The sequence below is a fragment of the Flavobacterium luteum genome, assembly GCF_008806775.1.
GTDB lineage: Bacteria > Bacteroidota > Bacteroidia > Flavobacteriales > Flavobacteriaceae > Flavobacterium > Flavobacterium luteum.
This window is the reverse complement of sequence record NZ_WAEM01000007.1, coordinates 71,088-93,279: the sequence shown is the minus strand read 5'-3', so window position 1 is coordinate 93,279 and position 22,192 is coordinate 71,088. Positions and strand designations below refer to the sequence as shown.

At 32.0% G+C, this 22,192-nt stretch carries 21 protein-coding genes; 5 read left to right on the top strand and 16 right to left on the bottom strand.

Translation table 11 applies throughout. The features are described 5' to 3' along the window. Positions 1-3 precede the first annotated feature (3 nt). The 9 genes from F6464_RS12225 to F6464_RS12185 all read right to left on the bottom strand — a co-directional run bounded on the left by F6464_RS12225 (position 4) and on the right by F6464_RS12185 (position 6,679). Positions 4-387, bottom strand: a complete 384-nt coding sequence (locus F6464_RS12225) for an HU family DNA-binding protein (RefSeq protein ID WP_151108227.1) — start codon at positions 385-387, stop codon at positions 4-6. A gap of 728 nt (positions 388-1,115) precedes the next feature. After that, positions 1,116-2,411 (bottom strand): APC family permease, encoded by a 1,296-nt coding sequence (locus tag F6464_RS12220; RefSeq protein WP_151108225.1) that lies wholly within the window; start codon positions 2,409-2,411, stop codon positions 1,116-1,118. 194 nt (positions 2,412-2,605) lie between these two features. Beyond that, positions 2,606-3,043 (bottom strand): SRPBCC domain-containing protein, encoded by a 438-nt coding sequence (locus tag F6464_RS12215; RefSeq protein ID WP_151108223.1) that lies wholly within the window; start codon positions 3,041-3,043, stop codon positions 2,606-2,608. A gap of 76 nt (positions 3,044-3,119) precedes the next feature. Then, a complete protein-coding gene (locus F6464_RS12210; protein ID WP_151108221.1) occupies positions 3,120-3,794 on the bottom strand; it encodes a hypothetical protein in 675 nt (224 codons plus the stop codon). Positions 3,795-3,876: 82 nt separating this feature from the next. Then, the gene (locus tag F6464_RS12205) at positions 3,877-4,437 is read right to left on the bottom strand and encodes a Crp/Fnr family transcriptional regulator (RefSeq protein ID WP_151108220.1); all 561 of its coding nucleotides are present in this window, start codon (positions 4,435-4,437) and stop codon (positions 3,877-3,879) included. Between the two features lie 318 nt (positions 4,438-4,755). Next, entirely contained in the window at positions 4,756-5,286 is a 531-nt protein-coding gene (locus F6464_RS12200; RefSeq protein ID WP_191963383.1) for a DUF3997 domain-containing protein, read from the bottom strand. Positions 5,287-5,461: 175 nt separating this feature from the next. Further along, positions 5,462-5,713 (bottom strand): putative signal transducing protein, encoded by a 252-nt coding sequence (locus F6464_RS12195; protein ID WP_151108216.1) that lies wholly within the window; start codon positions 5,711-5,713, stop codon positions 5,462-5,464. 47 nt (positions 5,714-5,760) lie between these two features. Further along, positions 5,761-6,045 (bottom strand): GldL-related protein, encoded by a 285-nt coding sequence (locus F6464_RS12190; protein WP_151108214.1) that lies wholly within the window; start codon positions 6,043-6,045, stop codon positions 5,761-5,763. Positions 6,046-6,187: 142 nt separating this feature from the next. Then, positions 6,188-6,679 carry a thermonuclease family protein gene (locus F6464_RS12185; RefSeq protein WP_151108212.1) on the bottom strand — a complete coding sequence of 164 codons (492 nt, stop codon included), beginning with the start codon at positions 6,677-6,679 and terminating at the stop codon, positions 6,188-6,190. 97 nt (positions 6,680-6,776) lie between these two features. Between F6464_RS12185 and F6464_RS12180 the strand changes: the two genes are divergently transcribed. The 4 genes from F6464_RS12180 (at position 6,777) to F6464_RS12165 (ending at position 8,609) form a co-directional block, all read left to right on the top strand. Then, positions 6,777-7,580 carry a hypothetical protein gene (locus F6464_RS12180; RefSeq protein ID WP_151108210.1) on the top strand — a complete coding sequence of 268 codons (804 nt, stop codon included), beginning with the start codon at positions 6,777-6,779 and terminating at the stop codon, positions 7,578-7,580. 68 nt (positions 7,581-7,648) lie between these two features. After that, complete coding sequence (locus tag F6464_RS12175) at positions 7,649-8,101, top strand: DUF5675 family protein (protein WP_151108208.1); 453 nt, start codon at positions 7,649-7,651, stop codon at positions 8,099-8,101. Between the two features lie 12 nt (positions 8,102-8,113). Next, complete coding sequence (locus F6464_RS12170; RefSeq protein WP_151108207.1) at positions 8,114-8,377, top strand: hypothetical protein; 264 nt, start codon at positions 8,114-8,116, stop codon at positions 8,375-8,377. Then, positions 8,367-8,609 (top strand): hypothetical protein, encoded by a 243-nt coding sequence (locus tag F6464_RS12165; protein ID WP_225318076.1) that lies wholly within the window; start codon positions 8,367-8,369, stop codon positions 8,607-8,609. Before F6464_RS12170 ends, F6464_RS12165 begins: the two co-directional genes overlap by 11 nt. 185 nt (positions 8,610-8,794) lie before the next feature. Here the strand turns inward: F6464_RS12165 and F6464_RS12160 are convergent, their stop codons facing one another. Continuing rightward, positions 8,795-9,217 carry a DUF6943 family protein gene (locus F6464_RS12160; RefSeq protein WP_151108205.1) on the bottom strand — a complete coding sequence of 141 codons (423 nt, stop codon included), beginning with the start codon at positions 9,215-9,217 and terminating at the stop codon, positions 8,795-8,797. Positions 9,218-10,106: 889 nt separating this feature from the next. Between F6464_RS12160 and F6464_RS12155 the strand changes: the two genes are divergently transcribed. Continuing rightward, the gene (locus F6464_RS12155; RefSeq protein WP_151108203.1) at positions 10,107-10,319 is read left to right on the top strand and encodes a hypothetical protein; all 213 of its coding nucleotides are present in this window, start codon (positions 10,107-10,109) and stop codon (positions 10,317-10,319) included. Positions 10,320-10,701: 382 nt separating this feature from the next. On the opposite strand, the gene F6464_RS12150 is transcribed toward F6464_RS12155, so the two are convergent. The 6 genes from F6464_RS12150 to F6464_RS12125 form a co-directional block, all read right to left on the bottom strand. Then, entirely contained in the window at positions 10,702-12,624 is a 1,923-nt protein-coding gene (locus tag F6464_RS12150; protein WP_151108201.1) for an AAA family ATPase, read from the bottom strand. A gap of 354 nt (positions 12,625-12,978) precedes the next feature. Next, positions 12,979-13,695, bottom strand: a complete 717-nt coding sequence (locus F6464_RS12145) for a M48 family metallopeptidase (protein WP_191963382.1) — start codon at positions 13,693-13,695, stop codon at positions 12,979-12,981. Between the two features lies 1 nt (position 13,696). Further along, entirely contained in the window at positions 13,697-16,729 is a 3,033-nt protein-coding gene (locus tag F6464_RS12140) for a type I restriction endonuclease subunit R (RefSeq protein WP_151108197.1), read from the bottom strand. Continuing rightward, positions 16,722-19,199 carry a DUF262 domain-containing protein gene (locus F6464_RS12135; protein WP_151108195.1) on the bottom strand — a complete coding sequence of 826 codons (2,478 nt, stop codon included), beginning with the start codon at positions 19,197-19,199 and terminating at the stop codon, positions 16,722-16,724. The genes F6464_RS12140 and F6464_RS12135 overlap by 8 nt, the downstream gene beginning before the upstream one ends. Continuing rightward, entirely contained in the window at positions 19,186-20,973 is a 1,788-nt protein-coding gene (locus F6464_RS12130; protein WP_151108193.1) for a DUF262 domain-containing protein, read from the bottom strand. Before F6464_RS12130 ends, F6464_RS12135 begins: the two co-directional genes overlap by 14 nt. After that, positions 20,970-22,190 (bottom strand): restriction endonuclease subunit S, encoded by a 1,221-nt coding sequence (locus F6464_RS12125; RefSeq protein WP_151108192.1) that lies wholly within the window; start codon positions 22,188-22,190, stop codon positions 20,970-20,972. The genes F6464_RS12130 and F6464_RS12125 overlap by 4 nt, the downstream gene beginning before the upstream one ends. Positions 22,191-22,192 lie beyond the last annotated feature (2 nt).

Genomic DNA, 22,192 nt, shown 5'->3' with positions numbered 1-22,192 from the left:
CATTTATCTCAACCTCTTAAAATTAATGTTTTCTAACCGTTTTTTCATTTTCTTAGAAGGGCTGTAAACAATCTTTGTTCCCTTGATGGTGGCTTTACCCAGTTCGGTTTGGGTTTCTGAAGCCGTTCCCTGAATCGTGATTTTAAAAGTGCCTAAAGCATCAATTCTCACAATTTTGCCATCAGCTAATGCTTCCCCTATGGCCTCAGTTAAGCCTATCATCACCCCATAACAGTCGGCTTTGCTCATAGAGGAACGAGAAGAAACAACATCAGCCAGACTGTCTAAATCAGCCTCACCTTTGCTAACGGCACACGGATAATATTTTATTTCGGGCGGAGATACTAAATTGTTTTGTTTGGGAACTAATTTGAATGATACTGACATACTTTTTTGTTTGTTCGTTTATAAAAAGGAAAGCGACCTTACAAATTTACAAAAAGATATACAGTAATCATATAAAAGATGTATAGAAATTTATAAAAAGATGTACATAAGTTAAATAAAAGATGTACAGAAATTTAATTATACACCCTTTTGAAATGATAAATTGAAGCTGATAAAGTGATAAAAACAGCGTACACTTCGGATTTCATCAACAAATGGAGGATTAAATTCCATTTCTGTCTGTAATGTGAGTCTGTAAAATTGGCTATAGCGTTCCTCTGAAAGACGCAGTCAAGGCTAAGGAACCCAGTTTTCTCTAATAGGAGAAAAATATAGGAAGAAAAAGCGTCCTAAAACTCAATTCTAGCGATTGCGTTTGGCAATTGTTTGCGGTTTGCTTTATTTAATTGTTCATATTAGTTGTGTCTTTAAAAAAATTCAAAATTGCATTTTCTTAGCTTTGTGTTCTTCTTGACTTAGTACTGTTGACAGTTGTCTTTTAGGTTGTCAAAAGTATTTTATCATGATGGCTGGCTTAGAATTTTTCGAAAGCGTTATCACGAATTTCTATATCAAATAAAACACATGAGTAACCTTTTGTTCGGTGTTGGGAGAGGCGCCCTCTGTCAGTTTCTGTCGGAGCCGTCTACTCGAATAGCGGTTCGTGATATTGATTGTTAAATGCACTGCATTTTTAACTTAGCACCTAACCAAATACCACTTATAAATTAATGGTTTTTCTTAATCACTTTTATTGCAAGGTAAATTAGAGAAAATAGGACAATGAAAATGGATATACCTATAAATTCCTGTTTTGACAAATTGGAAAGAAGCCACAGAATTACAACAATTGCAAGAAGCGGAACTATAATACCGCCAGGTATGCGAAACGTTTTTTCAGAAGTTAACGAATTCCTTTTTCTTAATTTTAGAGTTGCTAATACCACACCAAGATAAATCAGTAAAGTAGCAGCTCCAGAAATAATAGCCAGTTGTTTAAATCCTCCTAAGGACGCAAACAATAAACCCATAGTTGCATAAAATAGAATAGCTATATGAGGGGTATAAAATTTAGTATGAACTTTCCCAAATAGTTTTGGCATTATACCATCATTTGCTCCAGCATAAAGTACTCGTGGGTTTGAAAATATGGCACCACTTAAACAACCAATCATGGATACAGCTATAGCTATTATCATTAAAATAATTCCCGATTTTCCCATAATAATTTCTGCAACGGCTCCTAATGGAGCATCTTTATGTGTGGCAAGTGTAGTACCTAAAATACCTTGAGATACCACTTGAATAGCTATATATATTATGAGTACCGCAGCAATGCCAAAAAATATACCAAGCGGAATGGTACGCTTTGCATTCTTTATTTCGCCACTATTACTCATTGGAACTTCTATTCCCAAAAAGGCAAACATTAAAAGCAAAGAAGCGGACCCAATGTTACTGACATTTGGAATAATAGTCCATTCTAAGTTTTCTGATGCAATATATTGAGTTCCGACAACAATTAGAAAAAGTAAAGGAATTAGTTTAACAAAAGTTGCCAGTTCTATAAACCTCAAACCATTTTTAACGCTTCGGATGTTAATTAATGCAAGGATACCAAATAGAAATATAAAAAATAAAATCCTGTAGCGTTCAGTTCCAAGAGAAGGGAAAAAATATTTCAGAGTATCTGCAAGTCCATTTGCAACAGCGGCATCAGATAGTATTGACGACCCATACAAAAACAGGTTATTGGCTATAAATCCAGCATAAGGACCAAATGCGGTTTCAATGTAGGCATAAGTTCCACCGCTTGTGGTTACTTTACTCCCAACTTCAGCAAAACATAGCGCAATTAAAAACATAAGAGCGCCACAAACTAAGTAAGCCACAATTGCAGCTGCTCCAAGATTTTCTGCTATAATTGCAGGAATTACAAAAATCCCTGTTCCAATAGTCATGTTTATTATGGCAAGACTTAGCGCACCGACCCCTATTTCTTTTTTTAATTTCTCATTATCCATAATTTCTATCTATGCTGCGTTAGGTTCTTGAATTCTCCTGTTATTTGTAGAATTACCTCTAACGGTTCGCCGCCACGTCTTGTTGCGGATAAGCGAACCGCGATTTTTTCCACTAAGATAGAATTTTTTCGTGAAGAAAATGTTGCGGCTAACGAAATCGAGCAATGAGTCGTGACGGCTGTTAGCGGTAGTGTTTATTTTTGTTCTACCAATCCTTTCAATTTACTGTTCATTTCTTCAAATCCTTTTTTCGTGTTATTGTCAAGTTGTTTTTTGAAAAGCGGAACAAGTATTCCTGCAAATTTTTCACTTTGCTTAAAAGTTGTTATTCCATTTCTGTTGTCAATAAGTTCAAATTTATGTTCTCCATCAAAAAGGCCCGCAAACAATAAATTTCCAAGCCATTTTAACTCCTTATTAGTTTCAAAGGTCAAAACTTTTGGTTTAAATGTCATTCCTTTTGTATTTGGAGGTTCAATTCTTACAGTTATTTTATTTCCAACTTTTACATCACCTATAATTGATTTTATAAACGGATTCCAATTCGGATAACTTTTGAAGTCAGTAAGAATTGCCCAGACTTTTTCTGGTTGTGCATTTATTAGTATTTCTGTTTTTATTTCTATTGCCATTTTGGAGTATTTTAAATTAGTTGTAATTAAATTCTATTTTTTCTTTGTATGAGTACTTTGTCTTAAATCGCCATCCTTATTTTTTCTTTTTAATATCAAAAGAATACCCGATACTCACGTTAAACACCCATGGTGTTGCGTTGAAACCAGGGTCTTGCGTTTTGATTTCTTCCGTCATCATCGTTTTCTTATTGTAGTAACTATATTTATTTCCTTCTAAAGAAGAAGCGATAGTTGGCCAAAATCTAATACTAGGTGCAATCGTAATACCACGTAGAGATGATGATTTGTTTTTAAAGGGTTGATAGTTGCCATATACACCGATACCTAAACTCATGGTATTGTACGAAATGATTTGATTGCCAATATTTTTTGATTCGCCTTCATAATAATATTCAAAACGATGCCATTTTGGTTCTACTCTAATATTTATCCATTCTTTTACACGATAGCCTATTCCGAATCCTGTTGTCCAAGGAATATGGACTGCCACACCTTGTCTTTTTAAGTCGGTTGTTACGGTATTTCCGGAATAATCTAAAGAAACACCATGGGAGTAATCAAAAATGAATCGATTGTAGATCAAGTTGCCTTCGATATTGAAGCCTCTAGCTACTATAGGTTGCGTTAATCCAAACAGCACATTTATTTTTTTGTCTGTTTTCCATTCTTGCGCTTGTAAATTAAGCATGTTTAAAGTTAACATAATGATTAACGCTAATTTTACTGAGTTTTTAATTTTTGTTTTCATGATTTTATTTGTTTTAAAATGATGGTGCAAAATTCGCTCAGTAAAAAGTGCTATTCATTCACATTTGTTAATAAATGATTTTTCACTTACGTATTCGACTTAACGATTGAGGTTTAATTCCCAAATAGGCTGCAATATGGTATTGAGGAACTCTTTTGATTAACTCGGGATAATCAGTCATAAACTTATAATAGCGTTGTTTGGCATCCAGCGTAGTCAAATTATAAGTCTGTCTTGAAATGCGTATAAATGAAAGTTCTGTATAGTAACTTCTCAACGCCATAAATTTGGGTTGGATAGTCAATAGTACTTCCATTTTTGAACTTGACAAAGTAAACACACGGGTGTCTTCTAGTGCCTTTATATTCATATCTGAAGCAGCACCTGTTGTGAAACTTTTCAGGGAAACTACCCAATCCTGTTCTAATGCAAAATCAGATGGTATTTCATTACCATCAATAATTTTATAATACATCATTAATCCGCTCGATAAATATCCGAATCTGTTGCTTATTTGGCCTTCTTTTAAAAAGTGTTCTCCTTTTAGAATAGTATTTTCTTCCAATGATTCAATAAAAAGATTAGTGTCTTCTTTAGAAAAACTCGCAATAGTATTTATTTCAGTTATTAATTTGTCAAGCATTTTAGTGAATATTAAATTCAGTTTAGTTGATTGTTTGTTACATCCTACAATTTTAGTGGTTTTTCGTAACATTACCGCTAATAGACGGGCGCTTCACGAAGGTGTTTCACTTTCTTTAAACGGCTAGTTGAGCGAAGTGCCCGCCTATTGAGCAAAGTGCCTTCGGGCATTTTGCTCATCGTTTTCGCGCTACAGCGGGTTTGGGACTAAATTAAGTCCTATTTTCGGATTTGCCAAATCATTCCAAATACAAAACCAACTTTCCATTAAGCCAATTGCCCAAATCCGTTGTAGTGGCTGTTATGCGATCGTGTTTTTCTATTCGTTAAAAATAGAATTTACACTTTCGTTACCTTTCAAATTTTTAATGTCAATCACATCTTCATCCATGATTTTATAACCAACATCTTTACGTTGTCCATTTGTATAATGTGAAAGAGTGGAATGATTAAATTTTAAAATGGATGGTATATTAAGCCTTTCTCGTACACTTAAATATTCCTGTTTATCAAAAGGTCCAAAAACACTGTCAGTATCAATTTTAAAAATATAGTATGCAGATAAATTACTTTCAAAAACAGCTTTTCGACGATCATTATAGTTATTTGCTAGATTTGCTTCTGTAATATTTTGTTGAAATTTTTGTTGAGCAATGATGAAATTTTTGTTGTAACCATAAAACATGATATGTCCTTGTATAAGTGTCTCTTCATTCTTAATTTTAATCAAATAAATGTCACTATTTCTATCATATTGAAGTTTATATTCTTTGTTGATAACAGGCATTGAATCTTCACACGATGTCAAAACAATCGAGATAATAAGAATTATAGATGGTAAGTTTTTCATGTTGTTTATTCCGATTTTCAAGTAACATGTCGCATAACGTCCCGCAGCTTGGCGATGTGGCGGATTAAGGAAGCCTAGACTTTCGGTTAAACACTGACTTTGCAAGTACAAAACCAACTTCAAATTAAGCCAAAAACCCGACATATTGCCAAACTGCTGTTAGCCGTTCGGTTTTTTATTTATTATCAGTTTCTTCAATTTCAATGTTTAGATTTCCGCTTTGGTAATCCTCAATTAATTTTTTTGCTTTCTCAAAATCTTCATCTTTCACTTTTAATATTACTGGATTAAATCCTCCAGAACTTATAGCCCAAGGTTCAATATTTGCCATATTCTCATTTTGCGTAAATACCTCGATATTTATGTTTTCTAATAAGTTTTTGACATTCATCGTTTCGCTAAATATTCCACTAAATATATTTATCATAAATTTTAATTTTCACAACTTATAATTTCAAAGTTCTGTTGTTTTTTCTAAACTATGTTTTTTCTTCCGCTCATAAAATAATATACACCAACAAAAAAACTAAACGTTATAAATCCGATTGTCCACATTACTTTTTCAGAACTTTTTATTCTTGTTGAATTATTCACTTCGTAAATTCCAATAATAATATAGATTAAAGTTGAAATTATTCCAATAATTAGAAAAACAGATGAGTTTTCCGTGTGATTAATTTTCAATAAGGCTCCAATTATTGAGAAAAAAAATGCAATTGCAAATGCTTTTTTAAATAAATTCTTTTTTTCTATTTCCATAATTTTTTTATTTAAATTTCTCTTTTTCGTTCCGCCAAACTGACGGCTAACTTGTATATATCTTCTTAACGCCTGTAAGGAGTTGTATTTATTGATACTCTCTAATTTTTAAAACCCTATAGTACAACATAAGTACAACAAATCAGAATACTTTTACTTGACTATAGATCCCAATATTATTAAGCTGCGCTTGGCGGTTCATCGCTTGATACTCTGCTAGCTTGCCACAATAATAGTGTTGGGTTGCTTTAGCATACCCATTTTGTAAAAGTAATTCATTTAAGCATAATCCACCAGGCAAAATTACATATCCTAATTGTCTGTTCCAGTAGTCGTAATAATTCTCCTGTTCAGTGATGATAGTTACAACCGTTTTTGGCGGTGCAACCGACAAAACGTAGAGCAAGGATTGCAAACCAAATTGGAGTAATAATTGAGCAGGTAAACTGCTTTTCTCTTCGTCCTCTTTCATCTTTCTGTTAATCTTTACTTCTGGTGCATCCAAACCATAAAGACGGATTTCTTTTTTCAAATTAGTGAAACGATGGCTAATGATGATGCTATCGCCGTCAAGGACTTCTTCAATTTGCCAATGGGTTTCCACTATGTACGGTGCTTTTGCGTTGTATTGCATTGATTTACAGTTATTTAAGTTATTGATAATCAAAGATAATCATTGAAATTTGTCTTATGAATTTAATCTAATTATTAACTTTTTAAATCTTAAAAAAATGGCAAGACAAAAAGGTGTTATTAAGTATGTTGGAACTCTTGGAGATATCCGACACTTCAAAATTAAAGGACAGGAAGGCTACTTCGCTGGAATGATTGGTGGACCAACTGGCGACCAAGTGTTGACTGCTCCTGAATTTGAGAGAACTCGTGAGAATATGAACGAATTTGGCGCTTGTGCCAAAGCCGGGAAATCTGTTCGAACTGGTTTGTCTCAAGTAATGAAACAAATGGCCGACAGCCAAGTAACTGGAAGATTAACTTCAATTATGAAGAAAATCAACCTTGAAGACCAATCCGAAGCTAGGGGGTATCGTAAAATAGAAATCTCTACTCAACGTAGTCACTTGAAAGGCTTTGAGTTTGACAAAAACGTTTCTTTCAATGGGGTTTTCAACGCTCCTTACACCTTGACTCATACAGTTGACAGAGAAAGTGGTGAGTTTGTACTTGATTCATTTAATCCAGCGAATTTGGTTAATCCCCCATCTGGGGCAACACATTTCCGTTTGATTTGTTCCCTTTCAGTTGTGAGTGATTTTGAATACAACGGAACCACAAACAGTTATGATCCTATGGATGCTGAATTGAATGAGGTAAGCGATATTCAATATAGTAACTACTTGGATTTGTTTGATATACTTCCTGCCACTACAATTACTGTCACTTTACCAGGTGGAGTGCTACCAACGATAAGCACAACGGTTTTGCAGTGTATTGGAATTGAGTTTTACCAACAAGTTGGAGGGAACTATTACTTGTTCTCCAGTGGGAACTGCTTGAAAATCGAGGATGCTTTTTAGAAAAAAATCCAAAAAATCCCTCGCCACAAACGAGGGATTTTTCATTTTAACTCAAATCTATCACAATAATGGAAAGTAAAATAATAAGAGTAGCACAGGGCAAAGAAAGCACATTGAGCCAGTTGTACATTAATGGCATATTTCAATGTTATTTGTTGGAGGATAAAATTAGAGAAGTGAAAATAGCTTCTCAAACTGCCATTCCAAAAGGTGATTTTAGTTTGAAGTTGAACACTTGGGGAGCTAAAAATGTGGATTACAAAAAAGCATTTGGAAAGCTGCACGAAGGAATGATTGAGATTACCGGTTTACCCAACTTCAGTTTTGTGTATATCCATACCGGAAACACCATCAAAGAAACTGCTGGGTGTCCGCTTTGTGGTTTTGGTTTCCAGTTTGTTGATGGCAATTTTCAAGTTACTCAAAGTGTTGCAGCTTACAAAATGGTTTATCCAAAATTGGCAGCACTAGCAAAAGTTGAAAACAACAAAATAACTATTGAAAATAATTTTCAATTCTAAAAAGCCCAAAAAATGGAAAATATCAACATCATCGCTACACTTTTTGGAACACTTATCACCTTGTTACTATCGGTTGTGGCTTATTTTATCAAGCAATTACACACCGATTTCAAGAGTATGGAAAAAGACTTAATTGAAGTTAAAACAATGGCTTTAATCATCAAAACCGAGTTCAAAAGTGGTAATGATTTACTCAACCAGAAAGTAGAATACATCGAAAAAAGAGTACACAATTTAGAACTATCAATTTATAAAAATCAAGATTATGAAAAATAGAAATATGAATGTCGTGGAAAGAGCCTTGGCACCAACTCCAAAATGGTTTAGAATTCTTCGTACTGTTGGAATTGCTTTGGCAACTGTTGGCGGAACAATCATCGCTTCTCCTGTTGCCTTGCCTGTTGGATTAGTAAGTGCAGCGGGTTACTTGGTTCTGGGCGGTAGTATTATTTCGGTGGTTTCTCAAACCGCTGTAAAATCCGAAGAAGAGCCGGAACCAGTTAAATAAATACTTTTCAAAATAGCAACATAAGCTCCGTAATACGGGGCTTTTTTGATTTTTAGCAGTTAATAAAAGGCAATTGCTTTGCTTTACTTCGATTTATTTAAGTGGGGCAATCATATTGCTTTTATGCGTTGGTTTGCTTGGGAATGAGGCGCAAACAATCCTAGTCCAGTTGGACCAGGATTGTATTATTTTCTGCAATAGCGGTATAAAATGGCTCTGCGGAGGTCATTTATGAGTAGCATATCCTCTTTGTATTGTTTTTCTTTTTTCTCCAGAAGTTTGAGAGCTGCAACATTTTTTTGGTGCTGCTCGTGTTCCACCATCAACAAACTGGCTTGTGGATTGAATTCCTTTTTGAAATCTGGAAGGCGCAAAAACGGAATAACCGAACCTACTAAAAACTGATGCCAGAATTTTGTTTGCCATAAACTATAAGCAATAAAAAAAAGGCTTTCGCAATCATCCTCGTTTTGAAAAATGATAACAAAACTGTTCGTAAATGGCGTTTTTTGTGGCTTCCCGCTGTTCATCCCCTTGTTAAGTACAAATAAATGGGGTTTTGTGTAAATTGTTCCAACTCGGTGGGTCTTAATGATAAAATTCAGCATAACATTCGGCTTTAAAAATGGGTTAGATTTTCAATTTTCCGCAGGATTTCATTTGAAAGACCAATGCGCCTCGCTACGCTCCGCCCATTAAATTTTTCAAAAGAAAAAAAAGAAAAAAAGAAAGCCGTTCTTTCAAGTGTAAGGTTTCAAAAAAGCAAGTTTTTTTGAAAAAATACTACCCGATACATCAGCGGGAGAGTGGGCGTGATGTCGGAGATGAGTGTTGTTGCGAACCGTTATGGGTGGAGATTTTTTCAAAAACCTGAAAGGCTTGAACTTGCTTTTTTGTAAACCTGGAACTTACCTTTGCTCTCTTTTTTTTTATTTTTTATTTTGAATATCCAAATCAAATATTCTTGTTTAATCGGATTGAATCTGATGGAGTGGGAGTTGATTTGGAAGATATAGCGTCTTGGAAGTGTATCAATTTTTTGTAGATGGATGGCTGAATTTGATAAAAAAGAGAGTGTGCTTTATCCCTCTGAAAAATTGATACTCTTCCTTCTATTATTTGATTTTTGAGGATGCTTGAATAGTGTTCAGTAAACCGGTTTTAGTATTCAGTCGGAGTGTGGTTATGGAAAAATAAAGCATCTTCAAAAAACAATGAAAAAACTTTCGTAGTGCGTTGGCAGCAGCTCAGAGCAAGTGTATCATTTTTTTATTTGCTGACTGGGATGTTTCTGATTGCTTTTGTGGAAAAGTCGATGCCATAGACTTGAAAGAAAGATAATGCTTCAAGCTTGTACTACTTATTATTAGGAACGGTATGGCATCGGCTTTTCCGCTGAAGCAATTACTTTGGTTTTTCTGGCAAATAAAAAAACGATACTCTTGCTGGCTTCTTTTGATTTTGTGGGTGCCAAAACGTAATTATGAATTGAAAATTATGATTTATGAATATGGTTGTTTTGGAAATGTAGCACTCACAAAAGCAATGGAAATACTTACCGCTTTAAACACAAAGTTGCTAAAAATATTTACCGTAAACGTTCTTGAAAGTAAGTACAACAGTAAAATTTCCAATGAAATAGTGAAGGTTCTTGAAGACAGTGGCGAAGGACGGTTTTTTTTATTGCCGGCAGGAGCGAGGGAGCAATGAAAAAAGTTGTCCTGGAGCCACTGGCAAGCGCGGTGGGTGTGGCGGCTGTTTTACATAAATGATATTATAGCTTCATTGCAAAAACCAAAAAAACAATATAAAAGCTTTGCAATGAACTATAATACTCAATTATGTAACACAGCTTGGGGAAAAAAATTACTGGCACAAGTTGCGAAGCGTACGTGTTTTTGTTTCAAAAACTGTGACAGTAATTTTTTTTGGAGCGTTGGCAAAGGAGTGCCCTTTGAATTGTAAAACGTTCTTTTACAACCGAATTTTTGGTAGTTTAATTTAAAAATTGATTACTGATTTTATAAATAAGTATAAAATCAGTAATCATATATTAAAATTAGAAAGGAAGGCATCTTATCAAATTATCATTTTAGAATAACTTATTTATTTCTAAAAACATTTTTTCAAATTTATCCAATGTTTTCGGCGAAAAATACTTTTTATCAACTCCCAATTGATTTAGTTTATTAGCTGGACGATAATGATTAAATCTATCTTTACCAATTATCTTATTAATTTGTTTAAGAATTGTGTCTAAATTAGCATCAAGTTCTGTTAATTTAATTTCTGCATACTCATTTTCGAAAGCAGAATTAAATAATTTTATATATTCCTTTTTATCAAATAAATCCTCTATATCAGCAGTTGCCTTTCCATTATCTGCAAACTCATTAAAAAAGCGAATATGCTTTTCCTTTATTATTTTATGTCTAATTAAATCATCAACTTTTTGTTTTCCTTTTTGGTCAGTAAATGTATCTAGAAGACAAGCAACATTTAGTTTTGATCCTCTTAACAGAGATATGAATGTCGAAACTTTGTCTAATCCCCCAACTGGAACAATTGTAATGTTGTCTTTCAAACAAGTTCTTTTTTCCGTTTCAAGAATAGTGGAAAGCACAGTTAAATATATTAAATCCGCAGGTCCTTCAACAAGTAAATTGTTCTTTGATACAAAAAGGTTTTGTGCAATATCATAACCTAAAGCTGCTTGTAATGGAAATAAAGTATTTGGATCTTTTTCTTGAATTGTGTCTGAAATAACTGTTCCTCCGTCAGTTTCAAAACAAGTTCTAACTCTATTTAAATGTTCTGTCTCAACCATAAATGGTGAATGTGTTGTATAAATAATTTGATACTTTTTAGAAAGGTCGTCAAAGAAACGAAGTAAATCAGCTTGGGCTGAAGCGTGAAGATTTAAACCTGGTTCGTCTAGTAGTAAAATATAATCTGAATTTTTGTCAGCCTGAATTTTACTGAACCAAATAATAAATGAAAAGAACCAATTAAACCCTTTACTTCTCCTATCTAACGGCAATGTAATTTTATGGCGTTGGCTTTTTACCCTGATATCAAGAATTTTTTCTGGTGTACCATTAACAGTTGTATTTTCTATTCTGAATTCTATATCAAGATTTTGATTTGTTGACCAATATTTAAATATCTCGTTTGTTATCTTATTCGATGAAGCTTCTAATAGTGCAATATATTTTTCATATTCCTGTTCAGTTGCATTTAATATTTCTTCTGGTTTAATTCTAGCTAGTTCAAAAAGTGCCTTTGAAGTTTTATCCCTTTCATTTGTAGGCGGTTGATTGATAAGTTTATTTATGTTTATTTTGCCACTTAAAGGATAATAGTCATCAAAATACCAAAATTTAGGCATATTAGGTTTTATCCATTTCTGTGCTATATAACCAGAGAGTTCATTCTCCCAAGTAGGGTATGCACCATCAACTATTTTTTTAATATCTTTTTTAAATACAAGTAAATCTTCATCGTCAGCTAAACCTACAATATTTTCAATCTCTTTTAAAGAAATGGTTTTTCTAATTAAGTTTTTTGTTTCTAATGACAAAGAATATCCGTCAACCTTTAATTCTAAATATTTTTTTAAATTAGTTGAAATTCCTTCGAAAGTATTCGATTTGGCTTTATAGTGACAAGTATAGCTAAACTCTTTATTTACATAAACATCTTTACCGAATTCAGCTTCTATTTCGTTTATAAACTCATTTGAAATTTCATATTTACATTTTATTATGTTACAATCTTCTTCACTATGTTGAAAATCAATAAGCTCATTTCTTGGAAAGTCTTGAGTAATATCAAATTCAAAATCACTATCTGATGTAAAATAGTTTGTTTTTGCAATTGCTGTTAAAAACGAAGTTTTGCCTGCTTCATTCATCCCGACTATGGTAGTTATATCTTTATCTATATCAACAATTTGTTGGTTTTGAATACTTTTATATTTATCAATTGTAACTTGAGTTAATTTAATTTTCGGCATCTTTTTATCTTTAAGTTAATAATTATTAATTTGTTATAATTAAACACAATTATCAAATATCATTATTAATATTTGATTTCTATACTTTAACATTTATTATTTTGTCAACGTTTGTAAAAAAATATTCCCAAAGTAAACTTTGTTTCATTTTAGTAATCATTCGTCACATTATTGTTTTTGTAAATATATTACGCAATTTAATTACTATAGTTATTAGCGAAATGAAGCAAACAAAGACTTGAGTTTAGGAATACTTGGACTAAGCGAAAGTTTTGTGCAGATGAATGAGATAATGGCTATAATAAAATCATTGTTTCTTGAATTTGATAAATTATTTATAAAATTACACTACTATTAATATCCCCAATCGTTATGAGATACTGGTAAATTGTTTAATTCTTCTTTGTACAATCTCCATTTTGGTAAAAATTGGTTCATATAAGCAATAAATTTATCGTTGTGATTTCTTTCTAATAGATGGATTAATTCGTGAACGATAATGTATTCTAAACAAATGATTGGTTTTTTTGATAGTTCTAAATTAATCCAAATTCTCTTTTCATCTATGTTACAAGTTCCCCATTTGGTTCTCATTTGTTTTACACCCCAATCGTTTGCTTTGACACCAATTACACTTTCCCATTTTGTAATAAGTTCTGGGATTTGCTTTTTTAGCTGATTACGATGCCATTCTCTCATAATTCGCCCTTTATCTTCTTTTGAAGTGTTTGGTTTTATGAATAGGTTGATTGTCTTTGTGCCTTTTATTTCTACTTTATTAAATCCTTTGTGTTCTACAACATTCAATAAATATCTTTTACCAAATAAATAATGGCTTTCACCAGAAATAAATTCTCGTGGTGTTTCTCGTGGTTGTGCATTAAAATTTTTAATATGTTTTTTTATCCATCCTATTTTTGAAATAGCAAACAATCTCATCATTTCGCTATCCGTTTTTTCAGGTGCGGACAAACGTATTCTGCCATTAGGAGGATATACAGCCAAATGCATATTTTTTATGTCCTTACGAACAATATCAATAGTAAGATTAGCTATTGAAATAGTTTCCATACTAATATTCATTTTGAGCTTTTACAATATGCATCAATTCTTCAGTTCTATTATCGTCTTTGATAATTTCATTGATTGCAATTCGCAGTTTTTTTTCTTTTAATCCTCCGTCTCTCCAACCGTCTAATTTGTTACTTTTAATTACGTTATCTAGAGCTAGTGCCAGTATTTCATCTTCATCTAAATTATCAAATAATGCTCTTTTTGCAGGAGAATTTAATGTAGTTGGATATTCTGTTGTTCCCATTGGATTAGAAACATTTCCCGCTAATTGTTTGATTTTTTCCAAATATTCTTGGTACGCAATTGTTTCTTCCTTCCTTTGTTTTATGAGTTCATACAATAATATTGACATTTTTTCATAATACTTTGGATTGGTTTGACTTTCCTCAATAATTACCTTTCTAACATTATTTTCAATGGTTTCTGCAACTGCTTCTTGACTTCTTTTATTGCCATAAGGTTCTGTTGGTTCACTAACGTGTACTATCAAATCTACCAGAGATTTGTTTTCAAAATCGGATATTTTCTTGCTGCTTTTGGCATCTAAATACATATCCATTAATTGACGCATTCCTGGTTCAAATCTTTTCAAATCTACATAATCGCCACTTGCTTGTTTTATGGTTTCTCTAAGGTCAGAGTAGAACTGAACTTGTTTTTTTATTTTCTCTGCTTCTTGTTCTGTATAACCAATTTTGTGCATTTCATTAGCAATATTTGCATAAGCCCTAATTAATGCAACTACCGATTTATATAAAGTAACTCTTCTTTCTTCGGTCTCTCTTATATCGTCTGGATTTTCAGTATTACCACAAAAGTATCTAATGAAACTAGGTTCGTCTTGCGGATGTACTGGTTCGCACAAAGCAATAACTGTTTCTAAAGCACTTTCTAATCGGTCTTTGCTTACTTCATATCTGTCTGACAATAATCCTTTTACATCATCTAAATCATATTCATCAAAAGCTCCAGAAGTGTAATCTGTGATTGACCTTTGCAAACTTTTGAATAAATCTTTATAATCTACAATATACCCGTATTCTTTGTCTTCATTATCCACACGATTAACACGGCAAATAGCTTGAAATAAGCCGTGGTCTTGCATTGATTTATCAATGTAGAGATAAGTTGCCGAAGGTGCATCAAAACCTGTTAAAAGCTTATCTACAACAATCAACAATTTCATTTTAGCTGGTTCTTTTATAAACTGGGTTTTTGCTAGTTGTTCAAAATCCTCTGTGGTTTTACCATTTAACATTCTTTGATAAACCTCGTATTTCAATAGTTTTTCTGTTGGAGTACTTTCGCCTGTTTCTTCGCCTTTAGTGTCCCCGTGATGTGGATTATAAGAAGTAATTATTGCACATTCCTTGAAGCCTGCATTTTGAAAAAGTTCATAATATTTGCAAGCATTGTAAACACTGCTGGAAACTAACATTGCATTTCCTTCTCCTGTAGATAATCTAGGTTTTATTTTGAAATCTTTTACAATATCAAAAACTATCTTTTCTAACCTGGATTTAGAACCCAATACTTTTTGCATTGTTCCCCATTTTCTTTTTAGATCAACCTTGGCACTATCTGTTAATCCTTTGGTTTCTGCATCAAACCAATCATCAATACTTTGTTGGTCAGTTACAAATTGTTCTACATCACGCGCCTCGTATAATAAATCCAATACCACACCATCGGCAACAGCTTCATCAAACTTATACGGCTCACCAATGTATGGGCCAAAAACTTCTATACTTTTTTGTTTATCCTTTTTGAGTAATGGTGTTCCTGTAAAACCAATGAATAATGCATCTGGCAATAATAATTTCATTGCATCGTGTAGTTTGCCGGATTGTGTTCTGTGGCATTCATCTACAAAAACATAAATATTTCCTTTGGCTCTGAAATCAGAACTTAAACTCTTTTTTAATTCTTCGATGTAGCCTTCAAAATCTCCTTCTTCAGAATTTCTACCAAATTTGTGCACTAAACTAGCCATTAACCAAGGACTTGTATTGTTTAGTTTACTAATTAAATCTTTACCGCTTTTAGTTCTATAAATATTCTCTTCAACACCTAAAAAAAGCTTTTCTATTTGGTCGTCAAGTTCTTCACGATCCGTAATGATAAGTATTCGGCTGTTGTCTATATTTTCTCTAATCCATTTTGTAAGCCACACCATTGTTAGACTTTTTCCGCTTCCTTGTGTATGCCAAATAATACCTCCTTGTTTGGTATGCACGTTATTGTGTGCGGCTTTGATACCAAAAAATTGATTGGGACGGCATAATTTTTTTGTGCCTTTGTCGAACACTACAAAGTCGTGTATCAATTCAAGGAAACGCTCTTTTTGACACATTAAATACAAATGTTTGTCTATTGCATAATCAAATTTCTTGTCGGCTTCTTCTTTCCACTGCAAATAATATTTTTCAGTAGTTTCAATAGTTCCGTAACGCAAACCTTGTGTGTCGTTTCCTGCTAAAACATACTGCATTGTGGTAAAGAACTTTTGTATGAACATTGGTTTTTGATTGTCCAAGTTCTGACGAATACCCCATTCTACTCCTTTGCGACTGTTTTTAAGTTCTATAATTCCTAAAGCAATTCCGTTTACATAAATTACTATATCCGGTCTTTTAGAGTATTGTCCTGAAACAGTTACTTCTTCGGCTATTGCAAAATTATTTTTCTGTGGTTCTTTCCAATTGATAAACCAAGCTCGTTCCTTTTGTTCTCCTAATTCTTCACGAACCGAAACGCCATAACGAAGTAATTTATAGACTTCTTTGTTGGCATCATATAATCCAATAGAAATATTAGTTGCTACTTTTACTAACTCTTGAACTGCTTTATTAGCCACAATAGTTGAATATCCTTGAGTATTGATTAAAAAATCTAACAACAATTTTTCTTCAACAGGTTGTGCTCGTGTTTGTTCTTCCCAGTTTCCTAAATAGGTGTATTTCAACTCGTTTTTGAAAAGTTGAATAATTCGGTTTTGACTTTCTCGTTCTGATTTGCCTATATTATTCATTAGTACTATCATTTAAAAGTTGAAACTCATTGCATAATTTTATCAGCGATTTTTGTAAATCTTTTTCAGACAACAACAAATCGTAAGCTTCATAATCGGATGATTTTATAAAATCATTTGAACTTAATATTTCTACTATTTCTGTATCGAATGTTTTGCTTTTTACGTAAAAAAACGAAAGATTGTATTTCTTGTTTACAGTGTCATAAGTTATATCTAACTCATAGTTTGATTTTTTAAAAAGCCAATCTTTTAAATAAATACAAGGTTCGTCAGCTTCGCCGCTAATAGCATAATACGCGCATTTATTGAATGGTGGAAAAGATTTATTCTCTAAATTTTCGAGAAAATAACTATAGGTAAAAAGCTCGGTATGACTGCCACTCATTCTTTCTCCTGCCAGTAAATATATTTCATTATCTGACTTATATCTTATGTATTGTTTTGCTCCTAAAAAATTAAATAAGCTTGGTGTTTTTATAAACTTATTTCTCCAACCTGTAACCGTTTTTAATGAATTAGCAACTATTGCTTTCAATCCTTTTTCAACATCCAGAATATTAAAATCAATATCATCAAAAACTTGCTTAACAAATATTCTTTTTGGTTTACCGCCATCTTTATCTGCAAGTAATAATCTTTTCCAACTAATATCCCTGTCGTTATTTATTAGAAAACTTGAATTTGAACCTTCAGAAATTAAATAATTACCTTTAGACAATAAAGCTCTTTGCCACAAGTGGTTATTAAATTTCCTTAATCCACCACTACTAAATACTCCTTTTGCTATGGTTACATATTTTTTAAATGAATTGAATAGTTCATCATTTTCTTTGGTAGTCCAATTATTTATATTGCTAATTACATCTTCAATTCCAGAAAAATATAAAATAAACGTAAGCTGACAACTAAAATATTTTAATTCATATTCTGTATTGTAGATTAATTTTGCCCAGTTATCATCTTTCAAAATCAGTTTTGCTTTTATTACCTCTTCTTTAACTTGGTATTCATTAAAGCCATCTACTTTTAAAGTATCTAGTGATAAATTTGTTATTATCGTATTTGCAATTTGTAATAGATATTCAACAGCTCTAATTGACCTTCTAAACTCCGTTTCATTATTGTAAGGAGCTGTGTTTTCTGTTAAATTTGATATTACTCTTAACCATTCTTCCAGCCCAACTGTAGTTTCAAATTTGTTTAGGTACTGGCAAAATGCATAAAATTTTATACGATATGAATATGCTGCATCCTTAAAAGAATTATTTACAATATTGATGAATGTATCTGTTTCGTCATAATATTGTGAACTTTTTAAATACAGTCTAATCGTGTTGTCCTCGTTTTTTAAATAGTCAAGAATTTTAATCAGCTCAAGAATAAATTTTTCATCAAAGCACTTTAATTCAATATATTTTTGGAACGAAATGTTGTCATTTTGCCTGTCTAGTAAATATTTTAAATTTGTTAAATCAAAATCCTCATTTGGTTTAGCAGCTAAGTGATTAATCGCAAAAGCTCTAATGAAGTTCATTAATTGGTCGTCGTATATATTTTTAATTGGGTCTCTATAATTCCAAAATAGATTAGCCCAATCGGTATCTATTTTATGTGAAAAATACTCTTGAACAGTAACTTTTTTTTCTATGTCATTGAAAAGTAGTTTGAATTTTGGTGCCGTTTTAAATTCTAAATCCTTTATATGTTGCTCAAATTTAGCTTTGAAATTCTCGAAGTCTGTTAGTGACTTTCCTCTTGCATTCATCTTTATATACAAATCATCTGTAAGCTTAAATTCTTTTAAGTTTAAGAATTGAAATGTAATTACGGGATTGTCTGGACTAATTAGCCTGTCGAAGAAATTATCAGCATTATTGAATTTATTATGAATAGCATCAAGCATTACCAACATTGATTTTATTGTTGGATCATTTCCCCAGGATAAAAAATACCACGAACTGTCTTTTATTGTTTTTGATAGACTATTTTTTTGGTTTTTGTCTGGTGGTAAAAGTTCCTCTAATTCTATGTCATTTAACAACAAAGCATCACAAAACTCTCTTGAACTTGTTCTTGTTTCATAAGTGAATTTTGATTTATTTCCCTTTTGAAGTTTATCTTTAAATAAGTCAAGTTGACCGTCTTTATTAGCCAAATACCAATGTAAAAGGAATAAAGTGGTTAACCTTTGCTGACCATCTAAAGGAATGAATTTTATATCATTCTTATTGTCATTATCTATAAGACTACCGTATACAAAATCTAAATCCCTGTGTTTTTTATTTTCTTCTAAATAATTGTACAAAGCATCGAGAAACAAATCTCTCACTTCAAAAGATGCTTTTCTTCCCTGTGCGTAATCTCTTTGGATAATAGGAATTTCAATGTGATACTCCTTTTCATCAAATAGCTGAAAAAAGGTTAACCTTTCGCCTGATTGAGTTTCTAAAGTATTATTGTTTTCCATCTTTAACTTTTTGTGTTGGTAAATAAATAGATAATGTTTGCTTTATAGCTTTTAAATAATCATTCGCATCTTCATTTTTCCAATACATTATTTCGCCTAATTTTTTACTATAGGATTTAAGAAATACATTTTTTGTACAAATTGGCACAAAGGTTCCTTGCATATCATTTTCGATAATAATTTTTCTTTTAACTGGAAATACAGCATTCCCATAACTTCTATTGGTTGAAGCGTCTAATAGTGCTAAATTTGAAATTGAATTAATCTTTTCGGGTTCTTTGTCTTCCTTAAATTTTTCAATAATGGTACTGTATAATTTATCAAAATCATCATCAATAATTTTATCTGAAGTAATAGTTTTCAGTAAACTGGTACACAATTTTTTTTCTTCGTCTTCAAGAACATCTAAATCCACTTTTTTATTTTCAACATACTTATTACCGGTAAAATACTCTAGAATATCTTTGGACCAATCTTTACGAGCATTACCCGTAATTTTTCTATCAGTTTGAGAACGTATGTGTTCTATATCCCAATTTTCTGTTTTGTAACTATCAAATGGGAAACGAATGTTAGAATTCTCATTCAACACAATAGTTTGTATGTTGAAAAGTAATAGAATAGTTTTTATTCTCGCTTTGGCTTTCGATTTATAAAAGTCTAATTCCTCTATTTGAAATTGTACTTTAGTTTTTATTTCCTCTATTAAAAATGCTTTAAACTCGGTTTTAGTTTTGTTTTCTGATTTCTCTAACAAGTAAATAATATCAGTGTTAACCGTTAGCAAAAAACCAATAAGATGGTATAGCTCACGGTCTTTATACCATTCTTCAAAAGTTAAGAAATACTTTTTTATTTTTAGCCAAATTGCATCTATATCAGGGTTTTCATTGGTGTCTTTGCTTTTTTCGAAATCTTCATAGAATTTATAAAAAGTAAAATACTCTTCATCTTCTTTCTTTTTGCCTTTCATTAAATCGAATATGTATTCTATTCGTGTTGCAAAGTTTCTGGAGTTGTTAGAAATAAAATACCAAAATGAATTTTCTTGAAGAGTGTATTCAATCTTGTCCCATTCGGATGCAATTTGCAACTGTTTAAGTCTTATTTTATCAGGGCTTACTTTCTTGAAATTGGTGTTTTTTAGGAACAAAGCTTTGATAAGTTCGGCATTTGTCAATGGGATTTTACCCATATTGATACGCGTAAAAATATCTATAGTATCTGATCCATCATTGACTTCGTACCAAATTATTTTAGTATCGTTTACTAAAACAGGATAAAATTCATTTTTGGCTGCGGAATTGGTTTTTTCTTTTTCATCGAACCAATTGGAAATTACTTTGTAAGCATTGTTTATATGGAAATAATCTATATTTTTTGATGCTAGTGCTTCATCATTAATGTTGTCTAAAAACTCTTTGCTGTCGGTTCTAGTTTCAAATTTAATATCGAATACTTGCTTTGGCGTTTTAAATTCTGTTTGATTGAAATAGTTTAGGATAATTAGAATAGTTGTTAATCGTTGCTGCCCATCAATAACTTCCCAATTGTCATTTTCAGTAGGTTTTATTACTACAGGTTGCAAACAATAGAACGGTTTTTCTTTGCCATCGTCTTGCTTTGGCGGATTGGTTTTGAATTCCCAAAGGTCTTTGAGTAAATCTTCTACTTGCTGGTTTTTCCATCTGTAACCGCGTTGGTAGGATGGGATATAAAACTTACTTCCCAGTAAATCGTTTATCGATTTTAAAACTAATTTATTTTCGTTCATACCAATCGTGTTTTACCAGTTAATAACTCCTGCATCATTCCTTGCTTTACTTTTTTTGCTTTTTCTAGTTTCGTTTCAAGCTGTTCTATTTCTGCATCCATATCACTCAAAATATCAACAATATATTCTTGCTCTTTGATTGTTGGAAAAGGAATTTGAAAGGAATTTAAACTCTTATTTGTGATTTGATTTATGGTTGCTCCCAAATGTTCTTCTATCTGTTTTTTGATAATATTGGATTGAAAAACTTGAAAAATATAGGCGTTATAATTAGAACGAAAAACAGACATAAAAGCTCCGAATGTTTCGCCAACACCTCGACCATCAATATAAGCACATTTTCCTATTAGGTTACGACTGCCATTTCTTACGCAAATTAGAATATCGCCTTTTCGAGTGATTAATTTTTCCGACACTTCTACATTTACAAAAACGGTATCACTAAAAACCAGTTTATTATCTTTTACATTTGATGATCTTAAAACCAATTTACCTTCACTAGTAACATTATCTGGACTATATGTTAAACCAATAATACATTCTCCAACATCCCCTAACTTCTTCACTTCCCAACCTTTTTTTGGTTTTAGTAATTCTTGTAAAGCACCTTGTTTTATTTGGCGTTTTTTGGTTAATAGGTTTTCGAGATTAGTTATCCAGCTATCGGTGTTTGAAAGTGCTGATGCTATTAGAGTTTGTTCTACTGTAGTTGGAACTGGAACTTCAAAATGGATTAACTCGCCAACATTAATATGTTTCATTGTTGTGCCTGTTTCTATTTCCTTTAATCTACCTCTTCCAGTTTTTGAGTTAAGATAGTAGCAATAAAACAAAGCATTGTACCTATTTTTTTTAAATCTTGTTATAATTAATGCGTGGCAATTTGATCCTTCTAAATATTTTGGAACTATTGTAGTTAATCCAACATCTCCAGTTTGAACAGTTAATAAATCATCTTTTTTAAGACAAGATTTAGAATTATTCAAATGGAATTCTAATGTGACTTTTTTAATTCCCTTGAATTTAAATGAATTTTCCTCAACATTATATCCTTGTATATATAAAACTCCGTCTCTATTTTCTGTGTAATGAGTTTTAGCAATTCCAACAAAACCATTTGTCATTAGTTTTGTCATATTTCCTAATTTCATAACTTCCCAATCACTTGGAATTAAACCAATTTCAGTTTCAATAAATTTTTCTTGAACTAGTTCCATAT

Excerpts from the sequence above, each read along its gene's own strand:
- F6464_RS12220 (WP_151108225.1), bottom strand. The coding sequence starts at position 2,411 with ATGGATAATGAGAAATTAAAAAAAGAAATAGGGGTCGGTGCGCTAAGT.
- F6464_RS12190 (WP_151108214.1), bottom strand. The coding sequence starts at position 6,045 with ATGGAAATAGAAAAAAAGAATTTATTTAAAAAAGCATTTGCAATTGCA.
- F6464_RS12150 (WP_151108201.1), bottom strand. The coding sequence starts at position 12,624 with ATGCCGAAAATTAAATTAACTCAAGTTACAATTGATAAATATAAAAGT.
- F6464_RS12145 (WP_191963382.1), bottom strand. The coding sequence starts at position 13,695 with ATGGAAACTATTTCAATAGCTAATCTTACTATTGATATTGTTCGTAAG.
- F6464_RS12175 (WP_151108208.1), top strand. The coding sequence starts at position 7,649 with ATGGAAAGTAAAATAATAAGAGTAGCACAGGGCAAAGAAAGCACATTG.
- F6464_RS12215 (WP_151108223.1), bottom strand. The coding sequence starts at position 3,043 with ATGGCAATAGAAATAAAAACAGAAATACTAATAAATGCACAACCAGAA.
- F6464_RS12160 (WP_151108205.1), bottom strand. The coding sequence starts at position 9,217 with ATGCTGAATTTTATCATTAAGACCCACCGAGTTGGAACAATTTACACA.
- F6464_RS12210 (WP_151108221.1), bottom strand. The coding sequence starts at position 3,794 with ATGAAAACAAAAATTAAAAACTCAGTAAAATTAGCGTTAATCATTATG.
- F6464_RS12195 (WP_151108216.1), bottom strand. The coding sequence starts at position 5,713 with ATGATAAATATATTTAGTGGAATATTTAGCGAAACGATGAATGTCAAA.
- F6464_RS12125 (WP_151108192.1), bottom strand. The coding sequence starts at position 22,190 with ATGGAACTAGTTCAAGAAAAATTTATTGAAACTGAAATTGGTTTAATT.
- F6464_RS12225 (WP_151108227.1), bottom strand. The coding sequence starts at position 387 with ATGTCAGTATCATTCAAATTAGTTCCCAAACAAAACAATTTAGTATCT.
- F6464_RS12135 (WP_151108195.1), bottom strand. The coding sequence starts at position 19,199 with ATGGAAAACAATAATACTTTAGAAACTCAATCAGGCGAAAGGTTAACC.
- F6464_RS12155 (WP_151108203.1), top strand. The coding sequence starts at position 10,107 with ATGATTTATGAATATGGTTGTTTTGGAAATGTAGCACTCACAAAAGCA.
- F6464_RS12130 (WP_151108193.1), bottom strand. The coding sequence starts at position 20,973 with ATGAACGAAAATAAATTAGTTTTAAAATCGATAAACGATTTACTGGGA.
- F6464_RS12185 (WP_151108212.1), bottom strand. The coding sequence starts at position 6,679 with ATGCAATACAACGCAAAAGCACCGTACATAGTGGAAACCCATTGGCAA.
- F6464_RS12165 (WP_225318076.1), top strand. The coding sequence starts at position 8,367 with ATGAAAAATAGAAATATGAATGTCGTGGAAAGAGCCTTGGCACCAACT.
- F6464_RS12140 (WP_151108197.1), bottom strand. The coding sequence starts at position 16,729 with ATGAATAATATAGGCAAATCAGAACGAGAAAGTCAAAACCGAATTATT.
- F6464_RS12170 (WP_151108207.1), top strand. The coding sequence starts at position 8,114 with ATGGAAAATATCAACATCATCGCTACACTTTTTGGAACACTTATCACC.
- F6464_RS12180 (WP_151108210.1), top strand. The coding sequence starts at position 6,777 with ATGGCAAGACAAAAAGGTGTTATTAAGTATGTTGGAACTCTTGGAGAT.
- F6464_RS12200 (WP_191963383.1), bottom strand. The coding sequence starts at position 5,286 with ATGAAAAACTTACCATCTATAATTCTTATTATCTCGATTGTTTTGACA.
- F6464_RS12205 (WP_151108220.1), bottom strand. The coding sequence starts at position 4,437 with ATGCTTGACAAATTAATAACTGAAATAAATACTATTGCGAGTTTTTCT.